The sequence below is a fragment of the Variovorax sp. J22P240 genome, assembly GCF_030316855.1.
GTDB lineage: Bacteria > Pseudomonadota > Gammaproteobacteria > Burkholderiales > Burkholderiaceae_C > Variovorax.
The window spans coordinates 524,707-549,918 of record NZ_JASZYR010000002.1; the positions used below are offsets into that span (position 1 = coordinate 524,707).

Here is a 25,212-nt window from a genome sequence, read left to right on the forward strand (position 1 = left end):
ATTGGAGATCCCCATGAAGAACCAGCTCACCGCTTTGACACTGGCCGTCGCAGCCCTGGCGCTCGCGTCGGGCGCAGCGCATGCGCAGGAAAAGGTGAAGATCGGCTTCGTCACCGATATGTCCAGCCTGTACGCCGACCTCGAAGGCAAGAACGGCGCGCTCGCCATTCAAATGGCGATCGACGACTTCGGCGGCAAGGTGCTGGGCCAGCCGATCGAGCTCCTCACGGCCGACCACCAGAACAAGGCCGACATTGCCGCCTCGAAGGCGCGCGAATGGATCGACACCGAAGGCGTGACGATGGTCTTCGGGGGCACCAATTCGGGCACGGCCCTGGCCACCGCGAAGGTGGCGCAGGAAAAGAAGCGCGTGTATTTCAACAACGGCGCTGCATCGTCGGCACTCACCAATGAGCAGTGCAGCCCATACACGGTGCACTACGCATATGACACCGTCGCGCTCGCCAAGGGCACAGGCGCCGCGGTGGTCGATCGGGGCGGCAAGTCGTGGTTCTTCCTGACCGCCGACTACGCCTTCGGCCATGCGCTCGAGGCCGACACCACTGCCGTGGTCAAGGCGAAGGGTGGTACGGTGGTCGGCGCGGTGCGCCATCCGCTTAACGCTTCGGATTTCTCGTCCTTCCTGTTGCAGGCGCAGAACTCCAAGGCCCAGATCCTCGGCCTCGCCAATGCGGGCGGAGACACCATCAATTCGATCAAGGCATCGAAGGAGTTCGGCATCGGCAAGACCATGAAGACCGCGGGCCTGCTGATCTTCCTGAGCGACGTGCACAGCCTGGGCCTCAAGAACACCGAAGGCCTGCTGCACACCACGAGCTGGTACTGGGACCTGAACGACGACACGCGCAAGTTCGCCAAGCGGTTCTTCGACAAGACCAAGCGCATGCCGACCGACATCCAGGCGGCCGACTACTCCGCCACCACGACCTACCTGAAGGCCGTGCAGGCAGCCAAGACCACCGATTCGGACAAGGTGATGGCGCAACTCAAGAGCATGAAGATCGACGACTTCTACGCCAAGGGCCAGATCCGTCCCGATGGCCGCATGGTGCACGACATGTACCTGGTCGAAGTGAAGTCGCCCGCCGAATCCAAGCAGCCCTGGGACTACCTCAAGGTGAACGCCAAGCTGCCGGGTGAGCAGGTCTTCACCGCGAAGGCCGACTCCAAGTGCGCCCTCTGGAAATAACCGCATCTCTGCTATCAACCAACCTGACCCTGCCCTGAACATGAAAAAGACCATTGCACTCACCGCCGTTTCCCTTGCCGTTTCGTTTGCCACCGGCGCCGTGCAGGCCCAGGAGAAGGTCAAGATCGGTTTCATCACCGACATGTCGAGCCTCTACGCCGACGTCGAAGGCAAGAACGGCGCGACCGCGATCCAGATGGCCATCGACGACTTCGGTGGCAAGGTCAATGGCCTGCCGATCGAACTCGTCACGGCCGACCACCAGAACAAGGCCGACATCGCGGCATCGAAGGCGCGCGAGTGGATCGATACCGACAACCTGACGATGCTGTTCGGCGGAACCAATTCCGGCACCGGCCTCGCCATGGCGAAGGTCGCGCAAGAGAAGAAGCGCGTCTTCATCGTCAATGGCGCGGGCACTTCGGCGCTCACCAACGAGCAATGCAGCCCCTACACCGTTCACTACGCCTACGACACCGTGGCTTTGGCCAAGGGCACGGGCGGCGCAGTGGTCGAGAACGGTGGCAAGAACTGGTTCTTCCTGACGGCGGACTATGCGTTCGGCGCGGCGCTCGAAGGCGACACGGCCAAGGTCGTCAAGGAAAAGGGCGGCACGGTGGTCGGCGGCGTCAAGCATCCGCTCAATGCATCCGACTTCTCGTCCTTCCTGCTGCAGGCTCAGAACTCCAAGGCGCAAATCCTCGGCTTGGCCAACGCCGGCGGCGACACCATCAATGCGATCAAGGCTGCCAAGGAATTCGGCATCACGAAGAGCATGAAGATGGCGGGCTTGCTGGTGTTCATCACCGACATCCACAGCCTCGGCTTGAAGAACACCGAAGGCCTCCTGCTCACCACGAGCTGGGACTGGAACCTCAACGAGCAGACGCGCGCCTTCGGCAAGAGGTTCTTCGACAAGACCAAGCGCATGCCCACCGACATCCAGGCCGCCGACTATTCCGCCACCACGACCTACCTGAAGGCCGTTCAGGCAGCCAAGAGCACCGACGCCGACAAGGTGATGGTGGAGCTCAAGAAGATGCCGATCAACGACTTCTACGCCAAGGGCAACATCCGTCCTGACGGCCGCTTCGTGCACGACATGTACCTGATGCAGGTCAAGTCGCCGGCCGAATCGACGCAGCCGTGGGACTACTACAAGGTGGTCGCCAAGCTGCCCGGCGAGCAAGTTTTCACGACCAAAGCCGAGAGCAAATGCGCCGTTTGGAAGTAAAGCTCGCCTCCAGGCTTCGCGCACTGCGTGTCGCTGCGCCTACTCCCTGCCGGGGGCGGGCCGGCCGCTACGGGCGGCCGGGCGCGGCGGCCCCCTGGTGAAGAGGGCCGCTCCCGGTTGTTAAGACGTCTATGAACATCTCTCTCCCTGCCTTGTTGAGCCAGCTCCTGTTGGGGCTGGTCAACGGGTCGTTCTACGCCATTCTGAGCCTCGGGCTCGCGGTGATCTTCGGGCTGCTCAACGTCATCAACTTCGCGCACGGCGCGCTGTTCATGCTGGGGGCGGTGTTCACCTGGATGGCGATGAACTATTTCAACGTCAACTACTGGGTGATGCTGGTGGTGGCGCCGGTCATCGTGGGGCTTTTTGGCGTGCTCATCGAGCGGCTGCTGCTGCGCTGGATCTACAAGCTGGACCATCTCTATGGCTTGCTGCTCACCCTCGGCCTGACGCTGCTGATCGAGGGGGTGTTCCGTTCCATCTATGGTGTCTCGGGCCTTGCCTATGACACGCCGGACGCGCTTGCGAGCGCTACCGATCTCGGCTTCATGATCCTGCCCAACTACCGGGCCTGGGTGGTCGTCGCGTCGCTCGTCGTGTGCTTCGCGACCTGGTTCGTCATCGAGAAGACGCGACTTGGCGCCTACCTGCGCGCCGGCACGGAGAACCCGCGGCTGGTGGAGGCCTTCGGCGTCAACGTGCCGTTGATGATCACGCTCACCTATGGCTTCGGCGTCGCGCTCGCAGCCTTTGCCGGCGTGCTTGCAGCGCCGGTGATCCAGGTGTCGCCGCTGATGGGGCAGAACCTCATCATCGTGGTGTTCGCCGTGGTCGTGATCGGTGGCATGGGCTCGATCATGGGCGCCATCCTCACCGGGCTCGGGCTCGGCGTGATCGAGGGGCTGACCAAGGTCTTCTATCCGGAGGCTTCCTCCACCGTGGTGTTCGTGATCATGGTCATCGTGCTGCTCATTCGCCCCGCCGGCCTGTTCGGCAAAGAAAAATAAGACGACAGCTGCATGAAAAAGCTTTCCACTGTCATTTATCTGCTGCTGCTCGTCGCACTGGTCGCGGCGCCGTTCGCCGGCGCCTACCCCGTGTTCGTGATGAAGCTCATGTGCTTCGCGCTCTTTGCATCGGCTTTCAATCTGCTGCTGGGCTATACGGGGCTGCTGTCCTTCGGCCACGCGGCTTTCCTCGGCGGTTCCGCCTACGTGGCGGGCCATGCGATGAAGGTGTGGGGCCTGACGCCTGAACTGGGGCTCATCGCCGGCACGATCACAGGCGCGCTGCTGGGCTGGCTCTTCGGCGTGCTGGCGATTCGCCGGCAAGGCATCTACTTCGCGATGATCACGCTGGCGCTCGCGCAGATGGTGTTCTTCGTCGCATTGCAGGCGAAGTTCACCGGCGGCGAGGACGGCCTGCAGGGTGTGCCGCGCGGCAAGCTCTTCGGCGTGCTCGATCTGCAGAACGACCTCACCATGTACTACGTCACGCTCGTGATCGTCGTCGCCGCGTTCCTGCTGATCGTGCGCACCATCCACTCGCCCTTCGGGCAGGTGCTGAAGGGCATCAAGGAAAACGAGCCGCGTGCACTCTCGCTGGGCTACGACGTAAGCCGCTTCAAGCTGCTGGCCTTCGTGATCTCGGCGGCGCTGTCGGGCCTCGCGGGTTCGCTCAAGACGCTGGTGCTGGGCTTTGCCACGCTGTCTGACGTGCACTGGAGCGCTTCGGGACAGGTCATCCTGATGACGCTGGTCGGCGGCCTGGGCACGCTCTCGGGTCCGCTGGTCGGCTCGGCCGTGGTGGTGCTGCTCGAGAACAAGATCGGCGAGTTCGGCCACTTGCTGGCCCGCATCACGACCATCGACTGGTTCAACACGCTGGGCGAATCGGTCACCATGGTCACGGGCCTGATCTTCGTGATCTGCGTTCTCGCCTTCCGGCGCGGGATCATGGGCGAGATCATTGCCTTCATCGATCGTCGGCGTGGGGCAGCCAAGGGTTGAGCGCCAGCTCGAAGGCGTTCAGAGCCGCAGCGGCTGCGCGTAACCCGTGAGTTCGAGGTAGCCGCGGCCAACGGATTTTCCGCTCGCATCCAGCAAGTTGCTCAGGCCTTCCCAGTACACGGTGCCGGTCGAGCCCTGGCCGTCAAGCTCCTGATCGTCCAGCAGGGCGCGTACCGCGAAGGCGCCGGCAGGCGTCTGGATTCGCCACCGTGTCGGGTAGACCGCTCTCGTGCGTGGGCTCGTCCAGGTACCTTCGGCATCGAAGTGCAGTTCGTCCGGGCCGAACACCCGCTGGTGCCCGTCGGCGGTGCGCAGCGAGCCGCCCGCCCAGATCGCCGACCCGTCACGGCCCCGGATGCGGAAAGCCATCAACGCGCCGCCATCGAAGAGATTCATGCCGATCCAGTCCCAGCCTGCCGCGTCCGGGTGCAGGTAGGCCTCGCTCCATTCGCGATCGAGCCATGCGGTGCCCTGCACATCGAAGCGCCTGCCTTGCAGGCTCAGGCTGCCCTTCGACGCGAGCTGTGGCTCGCTGTAGTAGTAGCTGGCCTGCTCGGCGTCCGGGCCCTTGCGCGAGAGGCCCGCGCTGCCTTGCAGCATTACCGGCTGGGTAGGGTTGAAGCGCAAGTCGATCGCAAAGCCGTTGGCGGGAAGGCGTGCCACATAGCTATTGGCGTCGCGCCGGAGCGTCCAGTCACGCAAGCGGACGTCGGTGTCGGCTTCGGAGGCATAGGCCACGCCGAAGCCCGCGCGTGCGATGCGCTGGTCGTGCCACAGCTTGCGGCCTTCGAGATCGGTGATGGCCGCGTGCGCAAAGATCAACTGCCGAGCAGCGAAGGCGGATCGCATCGACTGCGTCGCTTCGACGCGCGAGCGAAAGAAGGTGAGCTGGAATCCGAATTCACGCGCACCGGATTTCGCATGCCCCGTGATGTACCACCACTCGGTGCGCAAGTCCGGATGGCTGCCGAAATCGCGCGGAAACTGCATGGCACGCGGCGGCAATGCCCATGCCGCAGGCACCGCGAGCGCGGACAGCAACACAGCGCGACGTGACAGACCCTGCGAGGACGCATTCATTCACACATTTTCGGCCATTCGATTAAGAATGCGGGCGCTGGAGAGTCCCCATGCAAAAGACCGCGCCCGCTTCAAGTCCCGACGCCTATGTGCTGGCGCTCGATGGCTGGCGGCGCGAGTGCGTCGAAGGGTTGCGAGCCGCGGTGCGTTCCGCGTCAACGATGGAGGAGGTGGTGAAGTGGCGCCACCTCGTCTATCTGGCGAACGGGCCGGTGCTGCTCATTCGCGCGGAGGACAGCCGTGTCCTGTTCGGCTTCTGGCGAGGGCAGCGCCTGCGTGACATCGAACCGGGTCTCAAACCCGGAGGCAAGTACGAGATGGCCACATTGGAGTTGCACGAAGGAATGGCCGTCGATACCGCCACGGTGCGGCGCCTGACGCGAGAGGCGGTCGAACTCAATCGAACCTTGGGCGATCCGACGCTCGCTGCGAAGTGAGACAGGGTCAACGGACCGCCGTTCCTGGAGCATTGAACATGCAGATCCTCAGCCCGTTCTTTCGCGAAGCCGGCGCCGGTCCCGGCGTGGTGTGCCTGCACTCGAACGCGAGCAGTTCGAGCCAATGGCGCGGCCTCATGGACCGCCTGGCACCGCAGTTTCACGTGCTGGCGGCCGACTCTTTTGGAGCGGGCAAGAGTCCCACGTGGCCGACCGACCGGAAGGTTGCGCTCCGCGACGAGGTCGCGCTGCTCGAACCCGTTCTCGCGCTTGCCGGAGATCCCATGGTTCTGGTCGGCCATTCGTACGGCGCTGCCATTGCGCTCGTCGCAGCGATCGTTCATCCGCAGCGCGTGCGCGCCCTGGCGCTGTACGAGCCGACCTTGTTCGCACTGCTGGATGCCGAGACGCCACCGCCCAATGCAGCCGATGGCATTCGCTCGGCCGTGGCGGGCGCCGGTGCCGCGCTCGACCAAGGCGATCCGTCCGAGGCAGCCAGATGCTTCATCGACTACTGGATGGGCGCAGGCGCCTGGAAACACACGCCCGACGCTCGCAAAGGCCCGATAGAAGGCTCGATGGTCAACGTCCGCAACTGGGCACGTGCGTTGCTGACTGAACCGACTCCCCTCGCTGCCTTTGCCGCAATGCGTGTTCCAGTGCTCTACATGACCGGGAAGAAGTCGCCGGACTCTTCCCTCGGCGTCGCCAGGTTGCTGAAGCGCACATTGCCCGACGTCCAGGTCGTCGAGTTCGATTCGCTCGGTCATATGGGCCCCGTGACGCATCCGGAAATCGTCAATGATGAAATCTGCCGCTTCCTGAAGTCTCTTTCCTGAGCCGGCTTCAGTTCACCAGTCTTCCTTTACCGCCATCACCGCATCGTGTCCCGCCGCCGCGCGGCCGGCCAGCCAAGCCGTGATGGTGCCGGCAGCCAGCACGGCCGCGCACAGCGCGAGGAGGCGCGTCCAAGGCACCAGCAGATCCATGGTCCAGTGGAAGCTTTGCGGGTTGACCACGTGCACCAGCACCACCGACACCGCCAGCCCGAGCACCAGCCCTGCGACCGCGCCGATGGCGGTCCATGCAGCGCCTTCACCGGCGACGATGGCGAGCACCTGTGTGCGCGTGAAGCCCAGGTGTGCGAGCAACCCGAACTCCTTGCGACGCGCCAGCACCTGCGCGCTGAAACTGGCGGCGATGCCAAACAGCCCAATGCCGATCGCGACGGCCTGCAGCCAGTAGGTCACGGCAAAGCTGCGGTCGAAGATGCGCAGCGAGGTCGCGCGGATCTGGCCCACCGAGGCGATTTCAATGGGTTCGCTCGTGCCGAGTTCGCGCGCCGCAAACTCGCGCACTGCCTGCTCGGCCGTGCCGGCATGGGTTCCCGGCGCAAGCCAGAGCGCGATGTCGCTCACGTTGCGCTCGCCGCTGAGCCGCTCGAAGTCCCGCGCGTCCATGGTGATCGCGCCGAACTGGCGGATGTAGTCCCGCCACACGCCGGCAACGAAGAAGACCGGTGGCACCGCCCGTTCGCCGGCCGCGCCCGTGGCCCAGGCGCGTGCCAGCGGCTCGAAGACCGTGCCCGGCTTCGCGTCATAGAGTTCGACCATGGCCTCGCTCACGTAGATGCCGACCTGTCCCGCGGGCACCGGCAAGGCCGCACCCAGCAAGGGAAGCGACCGACCGGCATCTTCTTCGAGGCTGCGCGAAATCAGCGTGACGGAGGGCCGCGAAGGATCGAGCAGCAAGGCCCGTGTTCGCAGCGTGCCGGTGCGCACAACGCCCGGCAAGTGCGCGAGGGACTGCACGAAGGTCGGCGAGAAGGCCGCCTGCTCGCTGATCGAACTTCCGCCGGCTGCGCTGCGCACATAGAGATCGGCCGGCAAGACCACATCCAGCCAGCGCGTGACCGACTCGCGAAAGCTCGCGACCATGACGGTCAGCGCGACGGCGAGGCTGAGGCTCGCGACCACGCCGCTGACCGCCACTGCCGCTGTCCCCCGCATGCGTCGCGCGCGCTCGATCGCCAGCAGCGGCAGCACGCGTCGCGCGAACAGGGGTGCGAGGCGGTCATACAGCAGGGCGATGAGCCACGGCAGCGCCGCGATGCCGCCGACCAGCAGGAAGCCGACGGAGAGATAGGCCGCGATCGGGATACCGTACACCGCCGGCGCCAGCGCCAGGGCCACGCCGGCCGCGATCAACAGCAGAGCAATGCCATGCGCGCTGCCGCGCGCGGGCGCGGCACCCAGGCCTTTCAGCGTCTGGGCTTCCGGCAGGGCTTGGGCCGCCCGGGCGGGCCACCAGCCGCCGACGCCTGCAGCGAGCACGCCCAGCGCGCCATAAAGCACTGCCGCGCCCGTGCTCCATCGCAAGGTCGGCGCCACGCCTTCGAAGTAGCCGCCGCCGAGATCGCCGCCCAGCACCTGCAGCGCGAACTGCGCCAGCGCAGTGCCCAGCGCGATGCCAGCCATGCTGCCGATCAGTCCGAGTGCGATGGATTCGGCCAGCACCAGCCGCAGCCGCTCGCGCGGGGTGACACCAAGCACGCCCAGCAGCGCGAACTGCTGCGCGCGCTTGGCCACGCTCAGAGCCAGCACGGAGAACACCAGGAAGGCCCCCGTGAACAGGGCCACCAGCGCGAGAACCGTCAGGTTGACCCGGTAGGCTCGCGACAGGTTGCTCACCCGCTGCGCAGCGTCGCCCGGCTCGGCGATCTGGATGCCCGCCGGCCAGCCGGGCGATTGCCGCAGCGATTGGATGAAGGCCGCGCGATCGGCACCCGGCGCGAGGCGCAGGTCGATGCGCGTGAGCCGGCCGCCACGCTCGAACAGGTCCTGCGCCGCGCCGATGTCCATCACGGCGAGCGCGGCACCGCCAGCCGCGACTTGGCCGGCGACGTTGAGCGTTTGCCATTGCGTGCCGACGCGCAACTGCATGGTGGTCGCGGAATCGCCCAGCGCCTTGCGTGCGGCGGCGTTGAGGAAAACGTGGCCCGGCGCCAGCAGTGCCAGCCGGTCGCCGCCCTCGGCGGGCCGAGGCATCAGCGCCGGCGCGATCGAAGGGAGCACCAGCGCATCGACGCCGACCACGCGCAGCGGCAAGCGGCGCTCGCCCGCGATCGTCAGACTCTGCACTTCCAGCACCGGGCTCGCCAGCGTCACTTGCGGATGCTGCGCCACTTGAGCGAACACCGCCTCGTCGAAGCTCCCTTGCGCGGCGCGCAGCTCAAGATCGGGCTGGCCGTTGACCGAACGCACCGCACTGGAGAACTCGTCGAGCGCCGAGGCGTTGATGAGCTGCACCGAAAAAGCCAACGCCACGCCCAGCATCACGGCGACGACCGCCGCCGCGTTGCGCCACGGATGGTGGCGCAGCTCTTGCCAGGAAAAGGTTGAAAGCAGCGAGCGCATGCCGCCTCATTCTGCGCGATGCGCACGCCGGTCAAAGCCGGCTGGATGCCAAGGCGAGATAGGCGCGCACGGCCGGGCTGGTGCTGAGGCCCGCTGCGCGAGCGTAGGCCTGCCGGGCAGCGACAGGGTCGCCGGTGCGACCTAGCAGGTAGGCGCGCGCGGCCCAATAGGGCTGGTAGTTGGCGATTTCGTCCGGCGCGAAGGTGTCAAGCGCACGCAGGCCTTCGGTCGGCCCGTCGGCCGTTGCGAGCGCGCAGGCGCGGCCGACTCTTGCACCGGTGCTCGGGCGCAGTGAGATCAATCCGTCGTAGAGCGCGAGCACCGCGTGCGGAGGTACTTGCGCACCGAGGCGCCGCGCACAGTGGGCCGACTGGATGGCTGCTTCCATCTGATAGGCGCCGGCGGCATTCATGTCCGCGGCATGCTGCAGCGCCCGCTCGGCCTGTTCGCGCAGGGGTGTGTCCCAACGCAGGACGTCCTGTTCATCGAGCGGCACGTAGGCCCCTGCGTCGCTGCGCCGCGCCGCAGCACGGCTCTCACAGAAGAACATCAGCGCGAGCAGGCCCAGCGGCTCGGGTTCGTCCGGCATCAGGCTGCACAGGATGCGACACAGGTCGATGGCCTCGGCGGTGAGGCCGCGCTGGGTGGCATCGGCGCCGTCGACCTCGTCCCAGCCGGTGCCATAGGCGGCGTAGATGCCGTCCAGCACGTCCTGCAGCCGTTGCGGCAGATCGCCGGCGCGCGGAAATTCAAAAGGGATGCCCGCCGCGCGGATGCGCGCCTTGGCCCGGACCAGCCGCTGCCCGAGCGTGGCCGGCGCAATGAGGAAGGCGCCGGCCATGCGGGCGGCGTCCAGCCCCAACACCGTCTGCAGCATCAGCGGTGCGCGCGCCGCCGCATCGATGGCAGGGTGCGCGCAGACGAAGAGCAGGCGCAGTCGTTCGTCCGGTACGGCATCGCCGCCGGTGGCATCGGCGCCGACTTCCTCGGCCAGGAGCAGCAGGGTCTGGGCAGCCTCGTCCTGCACGCGGCTGTGGCGCCAGGCGTCCAGGGTGCGGTTTCGCGCGACGCTCAGCAGCCACGCTTCGGGCCGCTCGGGCACGCCGTCGGCCGGCCATCGCTCGAGCGCGCGAGCGAAGGCATCGGCGAGCGCATCTTCCGATGCCGCGATGTCGCGCGTGCGCGCCGAGAGAATGGCCACCAGCCGCCCATACGACTGGCGCGCGGCCTTCTCCGCGGCCGCGCGTGCCTCCTGGACCGCCGGGCCGGTCACATGTCGGGCGTGCTGAAGACCGGCCGGACTTCCACGCCCCCCGTGCTGGCGCAGGGCGCGCGGGCCGCCCATTCGAGGGCGGTGTCGAGGTCCGTCACGTCGATGACGAAGTAGCCGCCGAGTTGCTCCTTGGTGTCGGCAAAGGGGCCGTCCTGCACCTGGCGCTTGTCGCCGCGCACGCGCAGCGTGGTGCCGGTCATCGGCGGGTGCAGGCCATGGCCGTTCTGCACGATGCCGGACTGGCGCGCTGCACTGACGTACGCCATCCAGCCCGCCCGGTAGGCCTGCGCGGCCGCTTCGTCCCGCTGGTCGAATTCGGACTGGGGCTGGTAGAACATCAACATGTATTGCATGGAACCTCCGCGAAGAGAGAAGAACATCGAGCAGGATCGCTCACAGCAATGACGGTATGCAAGCGGACATTTCGACAAGGCGTTCCAAACTTTTTTGGGGTGCGGGGTAAGCTCCCCGTCATGCAGACACTTCCCACCTACGACGACGTGATCGCCGCGGCCGCGCGGCTCGAAGGCCATGCCCACCGTACACCGGTGCTGCGCTCGCGAACCGCGGACGCCCGCTGGGGTGCGCAGTTCTTCTTCAAGTGCGAGAACTTCCAGCGCATGGGCGCCTTCAAGTTTCGCGGTGCGTTCAATGCGCTGTCGAAATTCGATGCGGCGCAGCGCAAGGCCGGCGTGATCGCCTTTTCATCGGGCAACCATGCGCAGGCCATCGCGCTCGCGGCCGGCATCCTCGGCATGCCGGCGGTGATCGTGATGCCCAACGACGCGCCTGCGGCCAAGCTCGCCGCCACGCGGGGTTACGGCGCCGAGGTCGTGCAGTACGACCGTTTCACCGAAGACCGCGAAGCGCTGACGCGCCGTTTGGCCGTCGAGCGCGGCATGACGCTGATCCCGCCCTACGACCATCCCGACGTGATCGCGGGGCAGGGCACGGCGGTGAAGGAACTGATCGAGGACGTCGGCGCGCTCGACGTGCTCTACGTCTGCCTGGGCGGAGGTGGCTTGACGAGCGGTTCGGCACTGTCGGCCCGCGCCCTGTCGCCCGACTGCCGGATCTACGGTGTCGAGCCCGAAGCCGGCAACGACGGCCTGCAGTCGCTGCGCGCGGGCCGCATCGTCCACATCGATACGCCGAAGACCATTGCCGACGGCGCGCAGACCCAGCACCTGGGCGAATACACCTTCGGCATCATCCGGCGCGACGTGAACGACATCGTGACCGTGAGCGATGCGCAACTCGTCGATGCGATGCGTTTCTTCGCCGAGCGCATGAAGATGGTGGTCGAGCCCACGGGTTGCCTCGCGTTCGCGGCTGCCTGCGCCGCAGGCGATGCAATTCGCGGGGCGCGCGTGGGCGTGATCATCAGCGGCGGCAACGTCGACCTGGGGCGCTTTGCTGCGCTCCTCGCGGGATCTGCCTAGGCGCTGATTCCGTCGGCGCTCAAGTGCAGCACCCGGTCGGCGCGCGCCGCGGCCGCTTCCGAATGCGTGACCAGCACCAGCGAGGCGCCATGTTCGCGCGTCTGCGCGATCAGCACATCCATGACGCGGGCGGCGGTGGTCGGGTCGAGGTTGCCGGTCGGCTCGTCGGCCAGCAGCAGTGACGGGCGGTGCACCAGGGCGCGCGCAATGGCCACGCGCTGCAACTGGCCTCCGCTGAGTTCCTGCGGAAGGCGCTCGCCCAATCCGGCAAGGCCGACAGCGTCGAGCATCTGCGTCACGCGCGCATCGCTGGCCGGACCACGCTGGCCCAGCAGCATCAAGGGCAGCCCGATGTTCTGCGCGACATCCAGATGCGGCAGCACATGAAAAGCCTGGAACACGAAGCCCACGTGCTCGCGGCGCCAAAGCGCTCGTGCCTCGGCGTCGAGCGCACCGATATCGACGCCGTCGTGAATGACGGTGCCGGAATTCCAGCTGTCGAGCCCGGCCATGCAGTTGAGCAGTGTCGATTTGCCCACGCCCGATTCACCGACGATCGCGACGAATTCGCCGGTCGCGACGTCGAGCGACACGTGTTCGAACACCGGCACCTCGCCGTAGTGCTTGCCCAGATCCGTGATGCGCAGCGTCATGCGATGTCGACGACCTGCCGCACGATCTGCTCGATGGCGTCGGGGGCCTCCGCTGCGATCACCTTGCGCTGCGGCATGCTGCGCAGCCACGTGATCTGGCGTTTCGCGAGTTGGCGCGTGGCCGCGATGCCGCGCTCGCGCAACTCGGCAATGGGCCATTCGCCGTCGAGCGCTTCCCAGGTCTGGCGGTAGCCGACGCAGCGCATCGACGGCAAATCCGCGACCAGGTCGCCTCTTGCGCGCAGGGCCTGCACCTCGGCGATGAAGCCGGACGACAGCATCGCGTCGAAGCGCGCGGCGATGCGTTCATGCAGCCATGCCCGGTCGGTGGGTTCCAGGGACAGGAGCGCGGTGGCCTGCCAGCCACCGTCGGCGGCGCCCGCCGCGTGAAAGCTCGAAAGCGGCTGTCCGCTGCTGTGCCAGACCTCGAGTGCGCGCTGTATGCGCTGGCTGTCGTTGGGCGCCAGGCGCAAGGCGGTGACGGCATCGACTTCCGCGAGGCGTGCGTGCATCGCGGGCCAGCCCAGTGCGGCGGCGTCGGCTTCGAGTTGCCTGCGCACTTCGGGGTCGGCTGCCGGCATGGCGTCGATGCCGTCGGCCAGCGCCTTGAAATAGAGCATCGTGCCGCCCACCAGCAGCGGCAGCCGGCCGCGCGCGCTGATCTCGCCGATCAGCCGCTTGGCGTCCTGTACGAATGCGGCGGCGCTGTAGGCCTCGCGCGGATCGCGGATGTCGATGAGGTGATGCGGGACTTCGGCGCGTTCGTCAGGCGTGGGCTTGGCGGTGCCGATGTTCATGCCGCGGTAGACCAGCGCCGAATCGACGCTGACGATCTCGATGGGCCGCGCGCGGGCGATGGCCAGTGCGGCAGCGGTCTTGCCGGATGCCGTGGGTCCGGCCAGTGCGACGTAGCGCGGCGAAGGCTGTGCTGCCGACGTGCCTGAAGCACGCGGCACGGTTTGCGAAAGGGCCGGTACGACAGAGGGCGGCATGCGCCCGAGGTTAACAAAGCCGGTGAACGGACCGCCCGGGGCGCGTCAGATCGCCTGTCCGGACAGGCGGGCTTGACGGTGCGAGGTGGTGTCGGGCAGCGCGGGTGGTGCAGTCGCTGCAGCCGTTTCGGCGCCAGCGGCCATGTCGGTGGGCGGCTCTTTCATTCGAAAGAGCTGCGACAGGGCTGCGCGGTACTGCGCCTGGCCGATCGAATTGGCGTTGTGATGCGATCCGCCTTCGACGAGCACGAACAGCTTGGGCACGGTCGCCGCGTCATACAGCTTGCGGCCCAGCGTCGGGTTGATCAGGCTGTCCGCCGCCCCATGCACCACGAGCAGGGGCGCGCCGATGTCCTTGACCTTGCTGATGGCTTCGAAGCGTTGCGTGATGAAGGGACCGAAGGGCAGCCAGCCCCACTTGAAGCTGCCCACCACGTCGGCGATCGAGGTGAAGGTGCTTTCGACGATGGTGCCGCTCTCGTCGTTCACGCGGGATGCCAGGTCGATCCCGATAGCGCCGCCGAGCGAATGGCCAAAGATGTAGCGCGGTTGCTGGGGGTGCTTCGCTGCCAGCCAGGTCCATGCGGCATACGCATCCTCTCGGGCCGAGTCCTCAGAGGGCAATCCCTTGGAGCTCTTGCCGAAGCCGCGGTAGTCGATCGCCAGCACCGCGAAGCCCAATTCGTGCATTCGGCGCATTCTGGGTGCGGAGCCGGCCACGTTGTACCGTGCACCATGCAGGTAAAGCAGAACAGGCGTATCGGGTGATTCGGGTGCGCCGCCGAGCCACAGGCCGTGCAGCCGCGCGGGCTCTCCCGTGAGCGGTGACTTGAAATCGATCCAGACGTCGTCCATTCCCTGGCTCATGGCTTCCGAATTGCCCCAGCTTCGGTCGCTGGGTTGGAAGATCCACTCGCGCTGACGCTCGTCGAGGGTGGAACAACCACCCGCCAGCAGGGCGACCAGGGCGGTGGCGGATGCGAAGAGGGTCCAGGATTTCATGAAGGCTGAAGGACAGGCGAGAGGCCGGAAAGTTCAACGAAAGACCTCATGCAACGCGCGTGCCCGGTCCTCCGATGACCCATGAAAACCCTCGGATTGGGCCTCAACCACCGTCAAATGCGCGGAATTTCGCAGCCGGCAAGCGAAGAAACGTCTTGGCCGGCAGTTTGTAAGCGAAGGAAAAGTAGCGGCCTAACGCCCGCGCATGAACAGCGAATCCAGCTCGCGCACCGAAAGCTGGCGCCATGTCGGACGGCCATGATTGCACTGGTCGGACCGTTCGGTCGCCTCCATCTGGCGCAGCAACGCGTTCATTTCGTCGAGCGTAAGCCTGCGGTTGGCTCGTACCGCGCCGTGGCAGGCCATGGTGGAGAGCAACTCGTTCTGGGCGCGCTGCACGACGGTACTGGCGTCGTGATTGGCAAGTTCGGCGAGTACGCTGCGAGCGAGCTCGACCGGGTCGCCGTCGGCCAGGGTACCGGGAACGGCGCGCACCGCCAGGGTGCGTGGCGAGAAGGGCGTGATCTCGAGGCCGAGCGATGGCAGCACCGCCGCGCAGGCCTCGGCAGTCGCCACTTCCTGCGGCGTGGCGGCAAAGGTGGCAGGGATCAGCAGTGGCTGGCTGGCGATCGAGGCGCCGTCCAGCTGGGTCTTGAGGCGCTCGTACACGATGCGTTCGTGCGCCGCGTGCATGTCCACGATCACCAGACCCTGGTTGTTCTCGGCCAGGATGTAGATGCCCTGCAACTGGGCCAGTGCGCGGCCGAGAGGCCAGGCTTCGGATTCGGTGGGCGGGGCGGCTTCCTGTCGTGCAGCCGGCGCCGCAGGTGCGACCCAGGAGGTGCTTGCGACCGCTGGGGTGTCCGCAGGCTTTTCCTGCCGGTAGGCGGGCCACATGGCAGCGGCATCGCCGAGGCCACGCTCCGCGGCGAATGGCATCGCGGGTTGCGTCCACGACGCCGATGCCGGAAGCATGCGCGGCTTGAAGAAAGGCTCGGCCGGCGCGGCGGTGGCGTCGCCGGCGCGGGGCGCGGCGAGTGCATCCTCGATGGCGTGGCGTACCGCCTGGTGCACTTCACGCCCGTCGCGGAATCGCACTTCGATCTTGGTCGGATGCACGTTGACGTCGACACGCGCGGGATCGATCTCCAAATACAGCGCGTAGACCGGCTGGCGCTGGCCGTGCAGAACGTCCTCGTAAGCGCTGCGAACGGCGTGTGCGAGTACCTTGTCGCGCACGAAACGGCCATTGACGTAGAAGAACTGCTGGTCGGCCCGCGAACGCGCCGCATCGGGAATGCCGGCGCGGCCCGTGACGCGCACCGGGCCGGCGACGTGCTCGACCGCAACGCTGTGCGTCACGAAGTCGTCGCCGAGCGTGTCGCCAAGCCGTTGATCGCGTGCGGCCGCAGCGCGCCACTGTTCGACCAGCTTGCCTTCATGCCAGATCGAAAAGCCGACTTCGGGCCGCGCGAGGGCATGACGGCGCACCGACTCGATGCAATGCGCCAACTCGGTTGCGTCGGTCTTGAGGAACTTGCGGCGCGCAGGCGTCGCAAAGAAGAGTTCGCGCACTTCGACGGTCGTTCCGATCGCGCGGGCCACGGGGCGCAACTCGCCGGTGCGGCCATCGAGCATGAAGGCGTTGTCGGCGCCGGCGAAGCGCGAGAGGATGCTCAGCTCCGCAATGGCATTGATGGCTGCGAGTGCTTCGCCTCGAAAACCCATCGTGCCGACCGTCTCGAGGTCGTTGAGACTGGCGATCTTGCTGGTGGCATGGCGGCGCAGGGCCAGCGGCAGTTCGTCGCGCGGCAGGCCTTGTCCATCGTCCTCTACAGAGATCAAGCGCACACCGCCGGCAGAAAGCCGCACCGTGATCTGGCGCGCACCGGCGTCGAGCGCGTTGTCGAGCAACTCGCGCACCACGGACGCGGGCCGTTCCACCACCTCGCCAGCCGCGATCTGGCTGATGAGCTCGTCAGGAAGTTCGCGGATGGGGCGGCGTGCGGCCGGATCGATGGAAGAGGGAAGGGCGCTCACGCGAACATTCTAAAAGGGGGCTTCCGCCCCTGTCGCGATAATGCGCGCCATGGAAATCATCAGCTTTCTCATCGACTTCGTCCTGCATATCGACAAGCACCTCGAAGCCTTCGTCATTGCCTATGGGCCATGGGTGTACGGGCTGCTGTTCCTGATCGTGTTCGTCGAGACCGGGCTGGTCGTCATGCCTTTCCTGCCGGGCGATTCGTTGCTGTTCATCGTCGGCGCGCTGTGCGGCGCGGGGCTGATGAGCTTCGGACTGGCGGTGCCGATCCTGCTGGTGGCTGCGGTCCTTGGCGATCAGTGCAACTTCAGCATCGGCCGCTATTTCGGCCCCAAGGTCTTCCAGTGGGAGAACTCGCGATTCTTCAACCGCAAGGCCTTCGACCAGGCCCATGCGTTCTATGAGCGCTTCGGTGGCGTCACCATCATCCTGGCGCGCTTCATGCCGTTCATCCGCACCTTCGCGCCCTTCGTGGCGGGCGTGGCCGAGATGAACCGGGGCAAATTCACTCTTTTCAACGTCGTGGGTGCGTTGATATGGGTGGTGGGCCTTTGCACCGTCGGCTACTTCTTCGGCAACCTTCCGCTCGTGAAGGAGCACCTCGAGAAGATCATCTGGGCGCTGATCCTGGTGCCGGGCCTGATCGCGATCTACGGCGCCTGGCGCGCCCGCGGCGCGTCGTCGGCGCACTGAGTCGCCACACTACGGCCGCTGCCGGGGCGGCACGCGCACCGTCAGCGGTTGCGGAACATAGGTGGGATCGAAATGGCACCCGCCTCCGAAGCGCGCTTCGATGTCTTTGCAGCGGGCAGCGATGCCTTCCGTTGTCGGCTTGCGGCCGTTGTCGATCCAGTCGAGCAGAGCGGCGAACAGCGTCGGGTATTCGGCATCGCTCAGGTAGCTGTGTTCGGATTCGCGGCTGAAGGTCTGCACCAGCAAGTCCGCCGTGCCCGCGCGCTCCCGCACATCGCGGTAGACCGATTCGAGCTCGACGAAGGCAGTCGGATCGTCGATGGCGTGGAGCCCGAGCGTCGGGATGTTCACGCGGCCGGTCGGATTGCTATCAGCGGCCAGCTTGCTCACTGCGGCAAGGTCGGCTGGGTAACGCAGCACACCGGCATTGAGTGCAGCGTCGTCGCGCGAGCCGCTGTACTTCACGCCGATGTTGCCGAAGGGGTTGCCGCCATCGAGTCGCTCCTGCACCACGTCGCGGAACAGAAAGGTCGCCCAATTCATGTTGCCTACGAGTGAACGTTCGGGGATGCGGACGGTGTCGAGGAGCGTGGCGAGATTTGCGCGCTGTTGCGCCGTCCGATCTTCTGCGGACATGCGCACGCCGGTGCAGGCGTCGATGCGGCGCAGCAGTTCCGCGGACGTGAGTTTCGATTCACGCGGAAGCCCTTGCCACAGCGGGTACGCAGGCTCGCTGGGCAAGGGATGGTTGTTGCAGACGTATTGGTAGACCACACGCAAGTCCAGCCGGTAGTCGTAGGCTTGCGTGCCGCCGCCGAGTACGCCGCTGGTAAGTAGCAATCCGTCGTACGGGCCCTTGCGCCCGTCGACCGTCGCGTACAGCTCGGCCGCTTTCGCGGCGACGCCCGCCCCGTAGCTTTGTCCGTGCAGCAAGGTGCGCCGCGGTGCGCCGAAGGTCTGGACGAACAAGGCACGCAGTCGCTCGGTGTCTTCGGCAGCCATCGTGACGCCATAGCCGCCGCGCCGGTACGTCGATCCTGCCCACGCGAAGCCTGCCTTCAGCGTGACGGCCCATCGTTGCAAGTCTTCGGTGGCGCGTGCCATGGAGGGAGCACCCAACTCGGGGCCGCCATGTGCGTGCATCACGAGCACCCGGTTCCACTCGGCAGGAATGGCGATCCAGTAGAAGGCGCCTGCGCCGTCCTGGCCGCTGTAGCACCGCGTGTCGGCGGGGACGCCCTTGGGGCATGGCGACGTGATGGGCGAAGCGCTTGCAACTTGCGGGGACGGCTTGTCGGGGATGGCGCTGCATGCACTCAGCACGATGACCCAAGTGGCGATGAAGGATCGAAGAATGTCTTGTCTCATGCCGCGTTTATACGATCACGCACTCGCCATGAAAAAGCGCGCCCGAAGGCGCGCCGTTTTTCTACGCCACTTGGTGATTCGCGCTAGCTGGCTGCTCAGTAGCGCGGACCGTTGTTCGGGTAGTAGCTATTGCTCGGGTAGTAGTTGCGCTGATTGCGCTCGTCGACGCTACGGCCCACTTGGTTGCCGATCAGACCACCAACAGCCGCGCCACCGACTGTACTGGCCGTGTTGCCGCCGATGGCGTTGCCGATCAGCGCGCCGCCCACCGCCCCACCCGCGGTCCCGAGGTTCTGGTTGGGGCCGCTTGCGCAGCCGGCCAAAGTAAGAACGCAAGCAGCAGCCGCTGCCGAGATCCAAAGTCTTGTCTTCATGATGTCCACCTTTCAGTGATTGGTGGATTCATTCTGTGGAGAACGCTGCGCCGGAATGTAGGAGACGGCCCCGGTGTATTGCCCGAAAGGGCGGTCGCCCCGTGCGCGACTGCAGCGACCCGCAGTGCACGACCACGGCTTGCGCTAAGCGAGATGCCTCCGCGAAAGATGAATGCCCGCGATCATGCAGCGCACCGATCCGCCGGCCATCTCGATCGTCGGCACCGCGAGCGGAACCAGCCGCGCCGACCGTTCGATGACCGCTTTCTGCTGTGCCGTGAGGCTGTCGAACGCGCGCTGCGAGAGTGCGAGGATGCGACCGTCGCGACCGGACAACTCGATCGCATTGCCCGCGAAGTTGGCGATCTGATGCGGGCTCAATGCGATGACATCGCGTCCCGATTCTTCGAGCCGTGCGCGCACTTCATTCGCGCGGCGGGCATCGGAGACGAGGTCGAGGCCCACCATCGCGAATTCGGTCGCGACGCACATCAGCACGTTGGTGTGATAGACCGGCCGCCCGCTCGGATCGGCCGAGTCGAACGCCATCGGCTCGAAATTGAAATGCGTGCTGAAGCGCTCCAGCGCGACCGGGTCTGCACGATGGGAGCGCGCGACATAGGCGACGCGCGCCATATGGTCGAACACCATCGCGCCGGTGCCTTCGAGGAAGAGGCCGTCATGCTCCAGGCCGGAGTAGTCGATGACTTCCTGCACGCGGTACTCGGACTTGAGCATCTCGATGACGTCCGGACGGCGCTCGCGGCGGCGGTTCTCGCAGTACATCGGGTAGAGCGCGACGTGGCCGCCCGGGTGCGTGGAGAACCAGTTGTTGGGGAAGACCGAATCCGGTGTGTCGCGCTCGCCGCGATCCTCGAAAAGATGCACCCGCACCCCTTCGGCTTCCAGGCGCTCGGCCGCAGCAGTCACCTCGCGGTAAGCAGAGCGGGCGACGGCTTGCGCGGACTCCTGTTCGGCCCGGCTCTGGAATGCGTTGTCGGCGGCAGTCTCCGGGTTGGGCGTGAAGCCGTGCGGCCGGATCATGACGATTGCGGAAGGGGCCTGGATCGAGAGGAAACGCGACATCGTGTGGGTTCTCCTGAGGGCTGCACCGCTGACTGCGGCATGGGTTCATTGTTCCAGCCAGAGGTGCCAAGATGAACCATTCACCTTGTCAAAAATGAAGTTGATGTTTACATTATGTCGACTGGATATGGCAAATTGACAGATGGACGACACCGACCGCCAACTCATCGCCCTGCTGCGCGACGACGCCCGCATGTCCGTGGTGGCCCTGGCCCAGAAGCTCCGTGTGGCGCGCGCCACCGTTCAGAACCGGATCAGCAAGCTGGAGAGCGACGGAACCATCGTCGGCTACACCGTGCGACTTCGACCGGACGCGGAGCCCCATCGCATCCGGGCCATGATGAGCATCGAGGTCGACGGGCCGCATGGCGCGGAGGTTCGACGCGCGCTGCGAGGTCACGCCAATGTCGTGACGCTCCACACCACGAACGGGCGTTGGGACCTGATCGCCGAACTGCGCGCCGATTCGCTCGAGGCCTTCGACCGGGTGCTGACCGCGATCCGCTTGATCCCCGGCATATCGAACAGCGAGACGAGCATCTTGCTGTCGACCTACAAGCTGTGATCAATCCAGCTGAAGCGCGCCCAGCCGGGCAATGATCAGGTCGTGAAGCGTTTGTGCGGCCACCGAGAGGCTGCCTTCGCGACGGCGCACGAGGTACACCGTGCGCTTCAGCGCCGGCAGCGGCAACGGTCGGGTCACCAGCGTCTCGCGGCGAAAGTGAAACAGCGTCAGCGCCGGCACCGCGCTGATGCCCAGGCCCGCTTCGACCAGCCCCATGACCGTGGCGAGATGCTCCACCTCGAAAGTCGCGTTGAGCCTCAGCGGGTGCAACGCGGCGTCGAGCGACTGGCGCACGCTGCTGTTGCGCGCCATCTGGATGAAGGGCCACGGCGCGAGCTTTTTCATCGTCAGGCGCGGTTCCGTTGCCAGCGGATGGTCCGCGCGGCAGACCAGGTGAAACCGGTCGCTGCACAGCTTCCGTGCGAGCAGGTCGCTGGCCGATGCGGTTCCAGCCTCCGATGAAGCCAGCGCGAAATCCGCCTGTCCGCCGCGCAGCTGCGCGATGCAGGCGTCCGACAGCGCATCGTGCAACTCGAGGGTGATTCCGGGCCATGCATGCTGGAATTCCGCGAGGATCGTCGGCAGCCAACCGGCGGCGAGCGACGGCAGGGCGGCGACTCGCACACGGCCCTTGCGCCGCTCGACGTGGTCGGCGAGGTCCCTGATCGCGCCGCCCATGTCGTCCAGCAGGCGACGTGCCGAGCCTTCGAACAAGCGGCCCTCGGGTGTCAGCTGCACGCTGCGGGTGTCGCGGTCGAACAGCCGCGTGCCCAGCGCGTCCTCGAGGCCGCGTATCACCGCGCTGAACGCGGGTTGGGAGAGATGGCAGCTCTGCGCTGCCCGCGTGAAGTTGTACTGGTCGGCCAGCGCCAGGAACGCGCGCAACTGCCGCGTCGAAAGATCGGGAGTCTTCAATGCATTGATCCGAAATATGGATTAATCGATCCGAACTTTCGATTTTACGGATGAAGGCGCCGGGTCTAGAGTGCACCCATGAACTCCATCGACCGCCCCGCGCTCCTCATCGGCTGCGCCGCCGGCTTTTCCGGTGACCGCACGGACGCAGCCGGTCCGGTGGTCGATACGCTCATCGCCCGCCTGCAGAACGGCCCCGCAGCCCAACGCGCATTCCTGATCTTCGAAACCCTGGCCGAGCGCACGCTGGCGCTCGCGCAACTGCGCCGCCGCGCCGACCCTGAAGCGGGCTACGAGCCCCTCCTCGATGCGATGCTGCGACCGGTGCTGGCGCGCTGCCTGGCGCACGGCATCCGGATCGTCAGCAACTTCGGCGCTGCCAATCCGCGCGCCGCCGCGCGGCATATCGGGCGCATGGCGCGCGAACTGGGCGCGGCGGCGCCGCACATCGCGGTGGTGGAGGGCGACGACCTTTCCGCGCCGGCGCAACTTGCGCAGCTGCGGAAGCAACTCGGCGCGGAGATGGACAACATCCGCGTTGTCAGTGCCAACGCCTACATCGGCGCCGAGCCGATCGCCGCGGCGCTCGATGCGGGTGCGCAGATCGTGGTTTGCGGGCGCGTGGCCGATCCCTCGCTCACTGTCGGTCCGGCCATGTCGCATTTCGGCTGGCGCAGCGACGACTGGGAACGGCTCGGCCGCGCGACCATGGCCGGCCATCTTCTCGAATGCGGCGCGCAGGTCTGTGGCGGCTACTTTGCCGACCCCGGCTACAAGGAGGTGCCGGGTCTGGAGGCGGTCGGCTTTCCGATTGCGGAGATCGATGCCGACGGCCGCTGCACCATCGGCAAGGCGGACGGCACGGGCGGCCTCGTGACGGAGGCGACAGTCAAGGAGCAACTGCTCTATGAAGTGCACGATCCGGCCGCCTACCTGACGCCCGATGTGGTCGCCGACATCTCCGATGCGGAAGTCCAGGGACTCGGCGCGGACCGTGTGGCGGTGTCGGGTGTGCGTGGGCATGCGCGGCCGACGCACTACAAGGTCAACGTCTGCCATGAGGGGGGCTGGCTGGCCGAAGGCGAGATCTCCTATGCCGGTCCGCGGGCCGAAGCGCGCGCGAGGCTGGCCGCCGATGTGCTGAAGAAGCGCCTGGTCGACTTGGCGCTGCGCGTCGATCTCATCGGTGCCGTCAGCGTGCTGGGAGACGACGCGGGCCGCACGCTCGCGGCGACGCCCGATGCGGGCTTGCGCGACATCCGGCTGCGGGTTGCAGCGACGCACGAGGACCGCGCGCAGGCCGAGCGCCTCGCGCGCGAAGTCATGGCGCTTTACACCTGTGGCCCGGCGGGAGGCGGCGGCGTGCGGACCTCGCTCACGCCGCGGCTCAACACGATCTCTTGCCTGCTGCCGCGCGAAGCCGTGCCCGTGAGCTTCGCAAGGATCGACGAGGAGACGCCCGCATGAACACGACCATCGACATCCCGCTCTACCGCGCCGCGCATGGCCGCACGGGCGACAAGGGCGACCGCTCCAACATCAGCGTCATCGCATGGCATCCGGCGCTCTATCCGATGCTGGTGGAGCAGGTCACGCCCGAGGCGGTGGCTGCCCAGTTTCGACATCGAGCGCCTGCCGGCGTGCAGCGCTATCTGCTGCCCAGGCTGCACGCGATGAACTTCGTGCTCGACGGCGTGCTCGACGGCGGCGTGAACGATGCGCTGAACCTCGATACGCATGGCAAAGCGTTGTCCTTTCTTCTGCTCGATCTGCGGATCCGCGTTCCGCATGAATTGGTTTCGCTGCTTGCCGGCAGTGATGAATATTGAGTTCGTATTTCCCAACCTTTCCGGAGACAAACAATGACACGCTTTCCCTTCACGGTGCTCGCCGCTGCACTGGCCATCGTCCCGCTGCTTTCCCAGGCACAAGCCTTCCCCGACAAGCCCATTACGTTCGTGGTGCCCTTTGCCGCAGGCACGGCAACCGACCAGATCGCCCGCGCGCTCGGCAACGGCGTGACAGCTGAGACGAAGCAGCCGGTGGTGATCGACAACAAGGCCGGCGCCAGCGGCTTCATCGCCTCGCAGCAGGTGGCCAAGGCGCCGGCCGACGGCTACACCGTGCTGATCACCACCAACACCACGCACGCGGCCAACGAGCACCTCTTCAAGAAGCTGCCCTACGACCCGGTGAAGGATTACGCGCCGATCGCCGCGCTGGGCAAGGGCGGCCAGATCATGGTGGTCAACCCCTCTTTCCCCGCCAAGACAGTTGCGGAATTCGTAGCGCTCGCGAAGAAAGAGCCGGGCAAGTACAGCTTCGGAAGCGGCAGTTCGTCGAGCCGCATGGCGGGCGAGCTGCTGCAGCAGATGGCCGACATCAAGCTGCTGCACGTGCCCTACAAGAGCAACACGCTCGCGGTGACGGACCTGCTCGGCGGCCAGATCAACATGATGATCACGGACACCGCGACCGGCCTGCCGCAAGTCAAGTCCGGCAAGCTGCGTGCGCTGGGTGTTTCAAGTGCCACGCGCTCGCCGCTGGCGCCCGATGTGCCGACGATCTCGGAGGCCGGCGTCAAAGGCTACGAGATGGGCTACTGGTTCGCCGCGTACGCACCGGCAAAGACGCCGCCCGCGGTCGTCAAGCGTCTGAACGAGTTGCTGGTCAAGGCAGCCAAGAGCGAGGCGGCCAAGGCTGCGTTTTACGAGCCGACCGGGACCGAGGTATTCACGACCTCGCCGGAAGAACTCGCGAAGTTCCAGGCCGGCGAATCGCAGAAGTGGGGGCGCATCGTGAAAGCCGCGGGAATCGAGGCCGAGTAGGTCCGCTACGCAAGGAGTGCGGCCGCGAGAGAACCCTTTGCCAGGCGCGGCGCGCGTGGAGCAAGATGGTTCCCGCCGTTTCCAAAGAGGCCGCTCATGAATGTGCTGGAGCATCGGATTCCCCCTCCGCTTGTCGCGCTGGCCGCCGCCTTGTTGATGTGGCTGGTATCGCTGCTACCGCCGGATGTGGAGGCCCCTTTCGCGTGGCGCGCCACTTTCGCCATCGTGGTCGCCGCGGCGGGTGTGGCCTTCAGCGTGGCTGGGATGCGGGCTTTTCACCAGTCGAGAACCACGATGAACCCGTTCACGCCCGACATGGCATCCGCCCTTGTCACCCGCGGGGTCTACCGCTTGACGCGCAACCCGATGTACCTCGGGCTGCTGCTGGACTTGCTGGCGTGGGCGGTCTTCCTCTGGGATCTTCTCGCGCTGGCCGTGTTGCCCCTGTTCGCTCTCTACATCCAACGGTTCCAGATTGCCAGCGAGGAGCGCGCGCTGTCCTTGCTGTTCGGGGCGGAGTACGCCGCCTACCAGCAGCGCGTGCGGCGCTGGCTGTGAGAGGGGGAGAGGTTCGCGCCGAGACTACCGGAC

At 66.3% G+C, this 25,212-nt stretch carries 25 protein-coding genes; 13 read left to right on the forward strand and 12 right to left on the reverse strand.

Translation table 11 applies throughout. The annotated features are described in order from the left end of the window. Nucleotides 1-13: 13 nt before the first annotated feature. From QTI24_RS09410 to QTI24_RS09425, 4 genes are all read left to right on the forward strand, one after another. Nucleotides 14-1,210, forward strand: a complete 1,197-nt coding sequence (locus QTI24_RS09410; RefSeq protein WP_286599932.1) for an ABC transporter substrate-binding protein — start codon at nt 14-16, stop codon at nt 1,208-1,210. Nucleotides 1,211-1,250: 40 nt separating this feature from the next. Further along, entirely contained in the window at nt 1,251-2,444 is a 1,194-nt protein-coding gene (locus QTI24_RS09415) for an ABC transporter substrate-binding protein (RefSeq protein WP_286599933.1), read from the forward strand. A gap of 131 nt (nt 2,445-2,575) precedes the next feature. Then, nucleotides 2,576-3,451 (forward strand): branched-chain amino acid ABC transporter permease, encoded by an 876-nt coding sequence (locus QTI24_RS09420; protein ID WP_286599934.1) that lies wholly within the window; start codon nt 2,576-2,578, stop codon nt 3,449-3,451. Between the two features lie 12 nt (nt 3,452-3,463). Further along, the gene (locus QTI24_RS09425) at nt 3,464-4,453 is read left to right on the forward strand and encodes a branched-chain amino acid ABC transporter permease (protein WP_286599935.1); all 990 of its coding nucleotides are present in this window, start codon (nt 3,464-3,466) and stop codon (nt 4,451-4,453) included. 18 nt (nt 4,454-4,471) lie between these two features. On the opposite strand, the gene QTI24_RS09430 is transcribed toward QTI24_RS09425, so the two are convergent. Further along, a complete protein-coding gene (locus tag QTI24_RS09430; protein WP_286599936.1) occupies nt 4,472-5,533 on the reverse strand; it encodes a lipocalin-like domain-containing protein in 1,062 nt (353 codons plus the stop codon). A gap of 50 nt (nt 5,534-5,583) precedes the next feature. On the opposite strand from QTI24_RS09430, the gene QTI24_RS09435 reads away from it, so the two are divergent. Beyond that, nucleotides 5,584-5,970 carry a DUF1801 domain-containing protein gene (locus QTI24_RS09435; RefSeq protein ID WP_286599937.1) on the forward strand — a complete coding sequence of 129 codons (387 nt, stop codon included), beginning with the start codon at nt 5,584-5,586 and terminating at the stop codon, nt 5,968-5,970. Between the two features lie 38 nt (nt 5,971-6,008). Continuing rightward, on the forward strand, nt 6,009-6,809 hold the full coding sequence (locus tag QTI24_RS09440) for an alpha/beta fold hydrolase (RefSeq protein ID WP_286599938.1): 801 nt from the start codon (nt 6,009-6,011) through the stop codon (nt 6,807-6,809). A 12-nt stretch (nt 6,810-6,821) separates the two neighbouring features. Here the strand turns inward: QTI24_RS09440 and QTI24_RS09445 are convergent, their stop codons facing one another. From QTI24_RS09445 to QTI24_RS09455, 3 genes are read right to left on the reverse strand one after another with little or no spacing between them, the layout of a single operon-like run. Continuing rightward, nucleotides 6,822-9,386 carry an FtsX-like permease family protein gene (locus QTI24_RS09445; protein ID WP_286599939.1) on the reverse strand — a complete coding sequence of 855 codons (2,565 nt, stop codon included), beginning with the start codon at nt 9,384-9,386 and terminating at the stop codon, nt 6,822-6,824. Nucleotides 9,387-9,417: 31 nt separating this feature from the next. After that, nucleotides 9,418-10,659: an RNA polymerase sigma factor gene (locus QTI24_RS09450; protein ID WP_286599940.1), complete on the reverse strand. Its 1,242-nt coding sequence runs from the start codon at nt 10,657-10,659 to the stop codon at nt 9,418-9,420. Further along, the gene (locus QTI24_RS09455) at nt 10,656-11,012 is read right to left on the reverse strand and encodes a YciI family protein (RefSeq protein WP_286599941.1); all 357 of its coding nucleotides are present in this window, start codon (nt 11,010-11,012) and stop codon (nt 10,656-10,658) included. Before QTI24_RS09455 ends, QTI24_RS09450 begins: the two co-directional genes overlap by 4 nt. 120 nt (nt 11,013-11,132) lie before the next feature. Between QTI24_RS09455 and QTI24_RS09460 the strand changes: the two genes are divergently transcribed. Beyond that, the gene (locus tag QTI24_RS09460) at nt 11,133-12,101 is read left to right on the forward strand and encodes a threo-3-hydroxy-L-aspartate ammonia-lyase (protein ID WP_286599942.1); all 969 of its coding nucleotides are present in this window, start codon (nt 11,133-11,135) and stop codon (nt 12,099-12,101) included. Here QTI24_RS09460 and QTI24_RS09465 read toward each other — a convergent pair. The 4 genes from QTI24_RS09465 to mutL form a co-directional block, all read right to left on the reverse strand. Next, nucleotides 12,098-12,754 carry an ABC transporter ATP-binding protein gene (locus QTI24_RS09465; RefSeq protein WP_286599943.1) on the reverse strand — a complete coding sequence of 219 codons (657 nt, stop codon included), beginning with the start codon at nt 12,752-12,754 and terminating at the stop codon, nt 12,098-12,100. The two genes, QTI24_RS09460 and QTI24_RS09465, sit on opposite strands and share 4 nt — an antisense overlap. Then, complete coding sequence (gene miaA, locus QTI24_RS09470; protein WP_503011231.1) at nt 12,751-13,746, reverse strand: tRNA (adenosine(37)-N6)-dimethylallyltransferase MiaA; 996 nt, start codon at nt 13,744-13,746, stop codon at nt 12,751-12,753. The genes QTI24_RS09465 and miaA overlap by 4 nt, the downstream gene beginning before the upstream one ends. Nucleotides 13,747-13,791: 45 nt before the next feature. Next, nucleotides 13,792-14,748, reverse strand: a complete 957-nt coding sequence (locus QTI24_RS09475) for an alpha/beta hydrolase (RefSeq protein WP_286599945.1) — start codon at nt 14,746-14,748, stop codon at nt 13,792-13,794. 192 nt (nt 14,749-14,940) lie between these two features. Further along, the gene (gene mutL, locus QTI24_RS09480) at nt 14,941-16,788 is read right to left on the reverse strand and encodes a DNA mismatch repair endonuclease MutL (protein ID WP_286599946.1); all 1,848 of its coding nucleotides are present in this window, start codon (nt 16,786-16,788) and stop codon (nt 14,941-14,943) included. Nucleotides 16,789-16,837: 49 nt separating this feature from the next. Here mutL and QTI24_RS09485 point away from each other — a divergent pair, with 49 nt between their 5' ends. After that, nucleotides 16,838-17,485: a DedA family protein gene (locus tag QTI24_RS09485; RefSeq protein WP_286599947.1), complete on the forward strand. Its 648-nt coding sequence runs from the start codon at nt 16,838-16,840 to the stop codon at nt 17,483-17,485. Nucleotides 17,486-17,494: 9 nt separating this feature from the next. On the opposite strand, the gene QTI24_RS09490 is transcribed toward QTI24_RS09485, so the two are convergent. From QTI24_RS09490 to ctlX, 3 genes are all read right to left on the reverse strand, one after another. After that, on the reverse strand, nt 17,495-18,853 hold the full coding sequence (locus tag QTI24_RS09490) for an alpha/beta hydrolase (RefSeq protein WP_286599948.1): 1,359 nt from the start codon (nt 18,851-18,853) through the stop codon (nt 17,495-17,497). 95 nt (nt 18,854-18,948) lie between these two features. Then, nucleotides 18,949-19,227, reverse strand: a complete 279-nt coding sequence (locus QTI24_RS09495; RefSeq protein WP_286599949.1) for a YMGG-like glycine zipper-containing protein — start codon at nt 19,225-19,227, stop codon at nt 18,949-18,951. Between the two features lie 144 nt (nt 19,228-19,371). Further along, entirely contained in the window at nt 19,372-20,313 is a 942-nt protein-coding gene (ctlX, locus tag QTI24_RS09500; RefSeq protein WP_286599950.1) for a citrulline utilization hydrolase CtlX, read from the reverse strand. A gap of 142 nt (nt 20,314-20,455) precedes the next feature. Between ctlX and QTI24_RS09505 the strand changes: the two genes are divergently transcribed. Continuing rightward, on the forward strand, nt 20,456-20,878 hold the full coding sequence (locus tag QTI24_RS09505) for an Lrp/AsnC family transcriptional regulator (RefSeq protein WP_286599951.1): 423 nt from the start codon (nt 20,456-20,458) through the stop codon (nt 20,876-20,878). Here QTI24_RS09505 and QTI24_RS09510 read toward each other — a convergent pair whose 3' ends face one another. Further along, entirely contained in the window at nt 20,879-21,793 is a 915-nt protein-coding gene (locus QTI24_RS09510; protein WP_286599952.1) for a LysR family transcriptional regulator, read from the reverse strand. Between the two features lie 78 nt (nt 21,794-21,871). Between QTI24_RS09510 and QTI24_RS09515 the strand changes: the two genes are divergently transcribed. The 4 genes from QTI24_RS09515 (at nt 21,872) to QTI24_RS09530 (ending at nt 25,179) form a co-directional block, all read left to right on the forward strand. Continuing rightward, nucleotides 21,872-23,260 (forward strand): acyclic terpene utilization AtuA family protein, encoded by a 1,389-nt coding sequence (locus QTI24_RS09515; RefSeq protein ID WP_286599953.1) that lies wholly within the window; start codon nt 21,872-21,874, stop codon nt 23,258-23,260. After that, nucleotides 23,257-23,622 carry an AtuA-related protein gene (locus QTI24_RS09520; protein ID WP_286599954.1) on the forward strand — a complete coding sequence of 122 codons (366 nt, stop codon included), beginning with the start codon at nt 23,257-23,259 and terminating at the stop codon, nt 23,620-23,622. Before QTI24_RS09515 ends, QTI24_RS09520 begins: the two co-directional genes overlap by 4 nt. Nucleotides 23,623-23,655: 33 nt before the next feature. Then, complete coding sequence (locus QTI24_RS09525; protein WP_286599955.1) at nt 23,656-24,621, forward strand: Bug family tripartite tricarboxylate transporter substrate binding protein; 966 nt, start codon at nt 23,656-23,658, stop codon at nt 24,619-24,621. 96 nt (nt 24,622-24,717) lie between these two features. After that, nucleotides 24,718-25,179: a methyltransferase family protein gene (locus QTI24_RS09530; RefSeq protein WP_286599956.1), complete on the forward strand. Its 462-nt coding sequence runs from the start codon at nt 24,718-24,720 to the stop codon at nt 25,177-25,179. The last annotated feature ends 33 nt before the right edge of the window (nt 25,180-25,212 follow it).

What these genes read in the sequence shown, in the direction of transcription:
- QTI24_RS09525 (WP_286599955.1), top strand. Translation starts at nt 23,656, where the DNA reads ATGACACGCTTTCCCTTCACGGTGCTCGCCGCTGCACTGGCCATCGTC.
- QTI24_RS09520 (WP_286599954.1), top strand. Translation starts at nt 23,257, where the DNA reads ATGAACACGACCATCGACATCCCGCTCTACCGCGCCGCGCATGGCCGC.
- QTI24_RS09495 (WP_286599949.1), bottom strand. Translation starts at nt 19,227, where the DNA reads ATGAAGACAAGACTTTGGATCTCGGCAGCGGCTGCTGCTTGCGTTCTT.
- ctlX (WP_286599950.1), bottom strand. Translation starts at nt 20,313, where the DNA reads ATGTCGCGTTTCCTCTCGATCCAGGCCCCTTCCGCAATCGTCATGATC.
- QTI24_RS09435 (WP_286599937.1), top strand. Translation starts at nt 5,584, where the DNA reads ATGCAAAAGACCGCGCCCGCTTCAAGTCCCGACGCCTATGTGCTGGCG.
- QTI24_RS09475 (WP_286599945.1), bottom strand. Translation starts at nt 14,748, where the DNA reads ATGAAATCCTGGACCCTCTTCGCATCCGCCACCGCCCTGGTCGCCCTG.
- QTI24_RS09485 (WP_286599947.1), top strand. Translation starts at nt 16,838, where the DNA reads ATGGAAATCATCAGCTTTCTCATCGACTTCGTCCTGCATATCGACAAG.
- QTI24_RS09465 (WP_286599943.1), bottom strand. Translation starts at nt 12,754, where the DNA reads ATGACGCTGCGCATCACGGATCTGGGCAAGCACTACGGCGAGGTGCCG.
- QTI24_RS09445 (WP_286599939.1), bottom strand. Translation starts at nt 9,386, where the DNA reads ATGCGCTCGCTGCTTTCAACCTTTTCCTGGCAAGAGCTGCGCCACCAT.
- QTI24_RS09410 (WP_286599932.1), top strand. Translation starts at nt 14, where the DNA reads ATGAAGAACCAGCTCACCGCTTTGACACTGGCCGTCGCAGCCCTGGCG.
- QTI24_RS09415 (WP_286599933.1), top strand. Translation starts at nt 1,251, where the DNA reads ATGAAAAAGACCATTGCACTCACCGCCGTTTCCCTTGCCGTTTCGTTT.
- QTI24_RS09425 (WP_286599935.1), top strand. Translation starts at nt 3,464, where the DNA reads ATGAAAAAGCTTTCCACTGTCATTTATCTGCTGCTGCTCGTCGCACTG.
- QTI24_RS09430 (WP_286599936.1), bottom strand. Translation starts at nt 5,533, where the DNA reads ATGAATGCGTCCTCGCAGGGTCTGTCACGTCGCGCTGTGTTGCTGTCC.
- QTI24_RS09515 (WP_286599953.1), top strand. Translation starts at nt 21,872, where the DNA reads ATGAACTCCATCGACCGCCCCGCGCTCCTCATCGGCTGCGCCGCCGGC.
- QTI24_RS09420 (WP_286599934.1), top strand. Translation starts at nt 2,576, where the DNA reads ATGAACATCTCTCTCCCTGCCTTGTTGAGCCAGCTCCTGTTGGGGCTG.
- QTI24_RS09490 (WP_286599948.1), bottom strand. Translation starts at nt 18,853, where the DNA reads ATGAGACAAGACATTCTTCGATCCTTCATCGCCACTTGGGTCATCGTG.
- QTI24_RS09440 (WP_286599938.1), top strand. Translation starts at nt 6,009, where the DNA reads ATGCAGATCCTCAGCCCGTTCTTTCGCGAAGCCGGCGCCGGTCCCGGC.
- QTI24_RS09460 (WP_286599942.1), top strand. Translation starts at nt 11,133, where the DNA reads ATGCAGACACTTCCCACCTACGACGACGTGATCGCCGCGGCCGCGCGG.
- miaA (WP_503011231.1), bottom strand. Translation starts at nt 13,746, where the DNA reads ATGCCGCCCTCTGTCGTACCGGCCCTTTCGCAAACCGTGCCGCGTGCT.
- QTI24_RS09530 (WP_286599956.1), top strand. Translation starts at nt 24,718, where the DNA reads ATGAATGTGCTGGAGCATCGGATTCCCCCTCCGCTTGTCGCGCTGGCC.
- QTI24_RS09505 (WP_286599951.1), top strand. Translation starts at nt 20,456, where the DNA reads ATGGACGACACCGACCGCCAACTCATCGCCCTGCTGCGCGACGACGCC.
- QTI24_RS09455 (WP_286599941.1), bottom strand. Translation starts at nt 11,012, where the DNA reads ATGCAATACATGTTGATGTTCTACCAGCCCCAGTCCGAATTCGACCAG.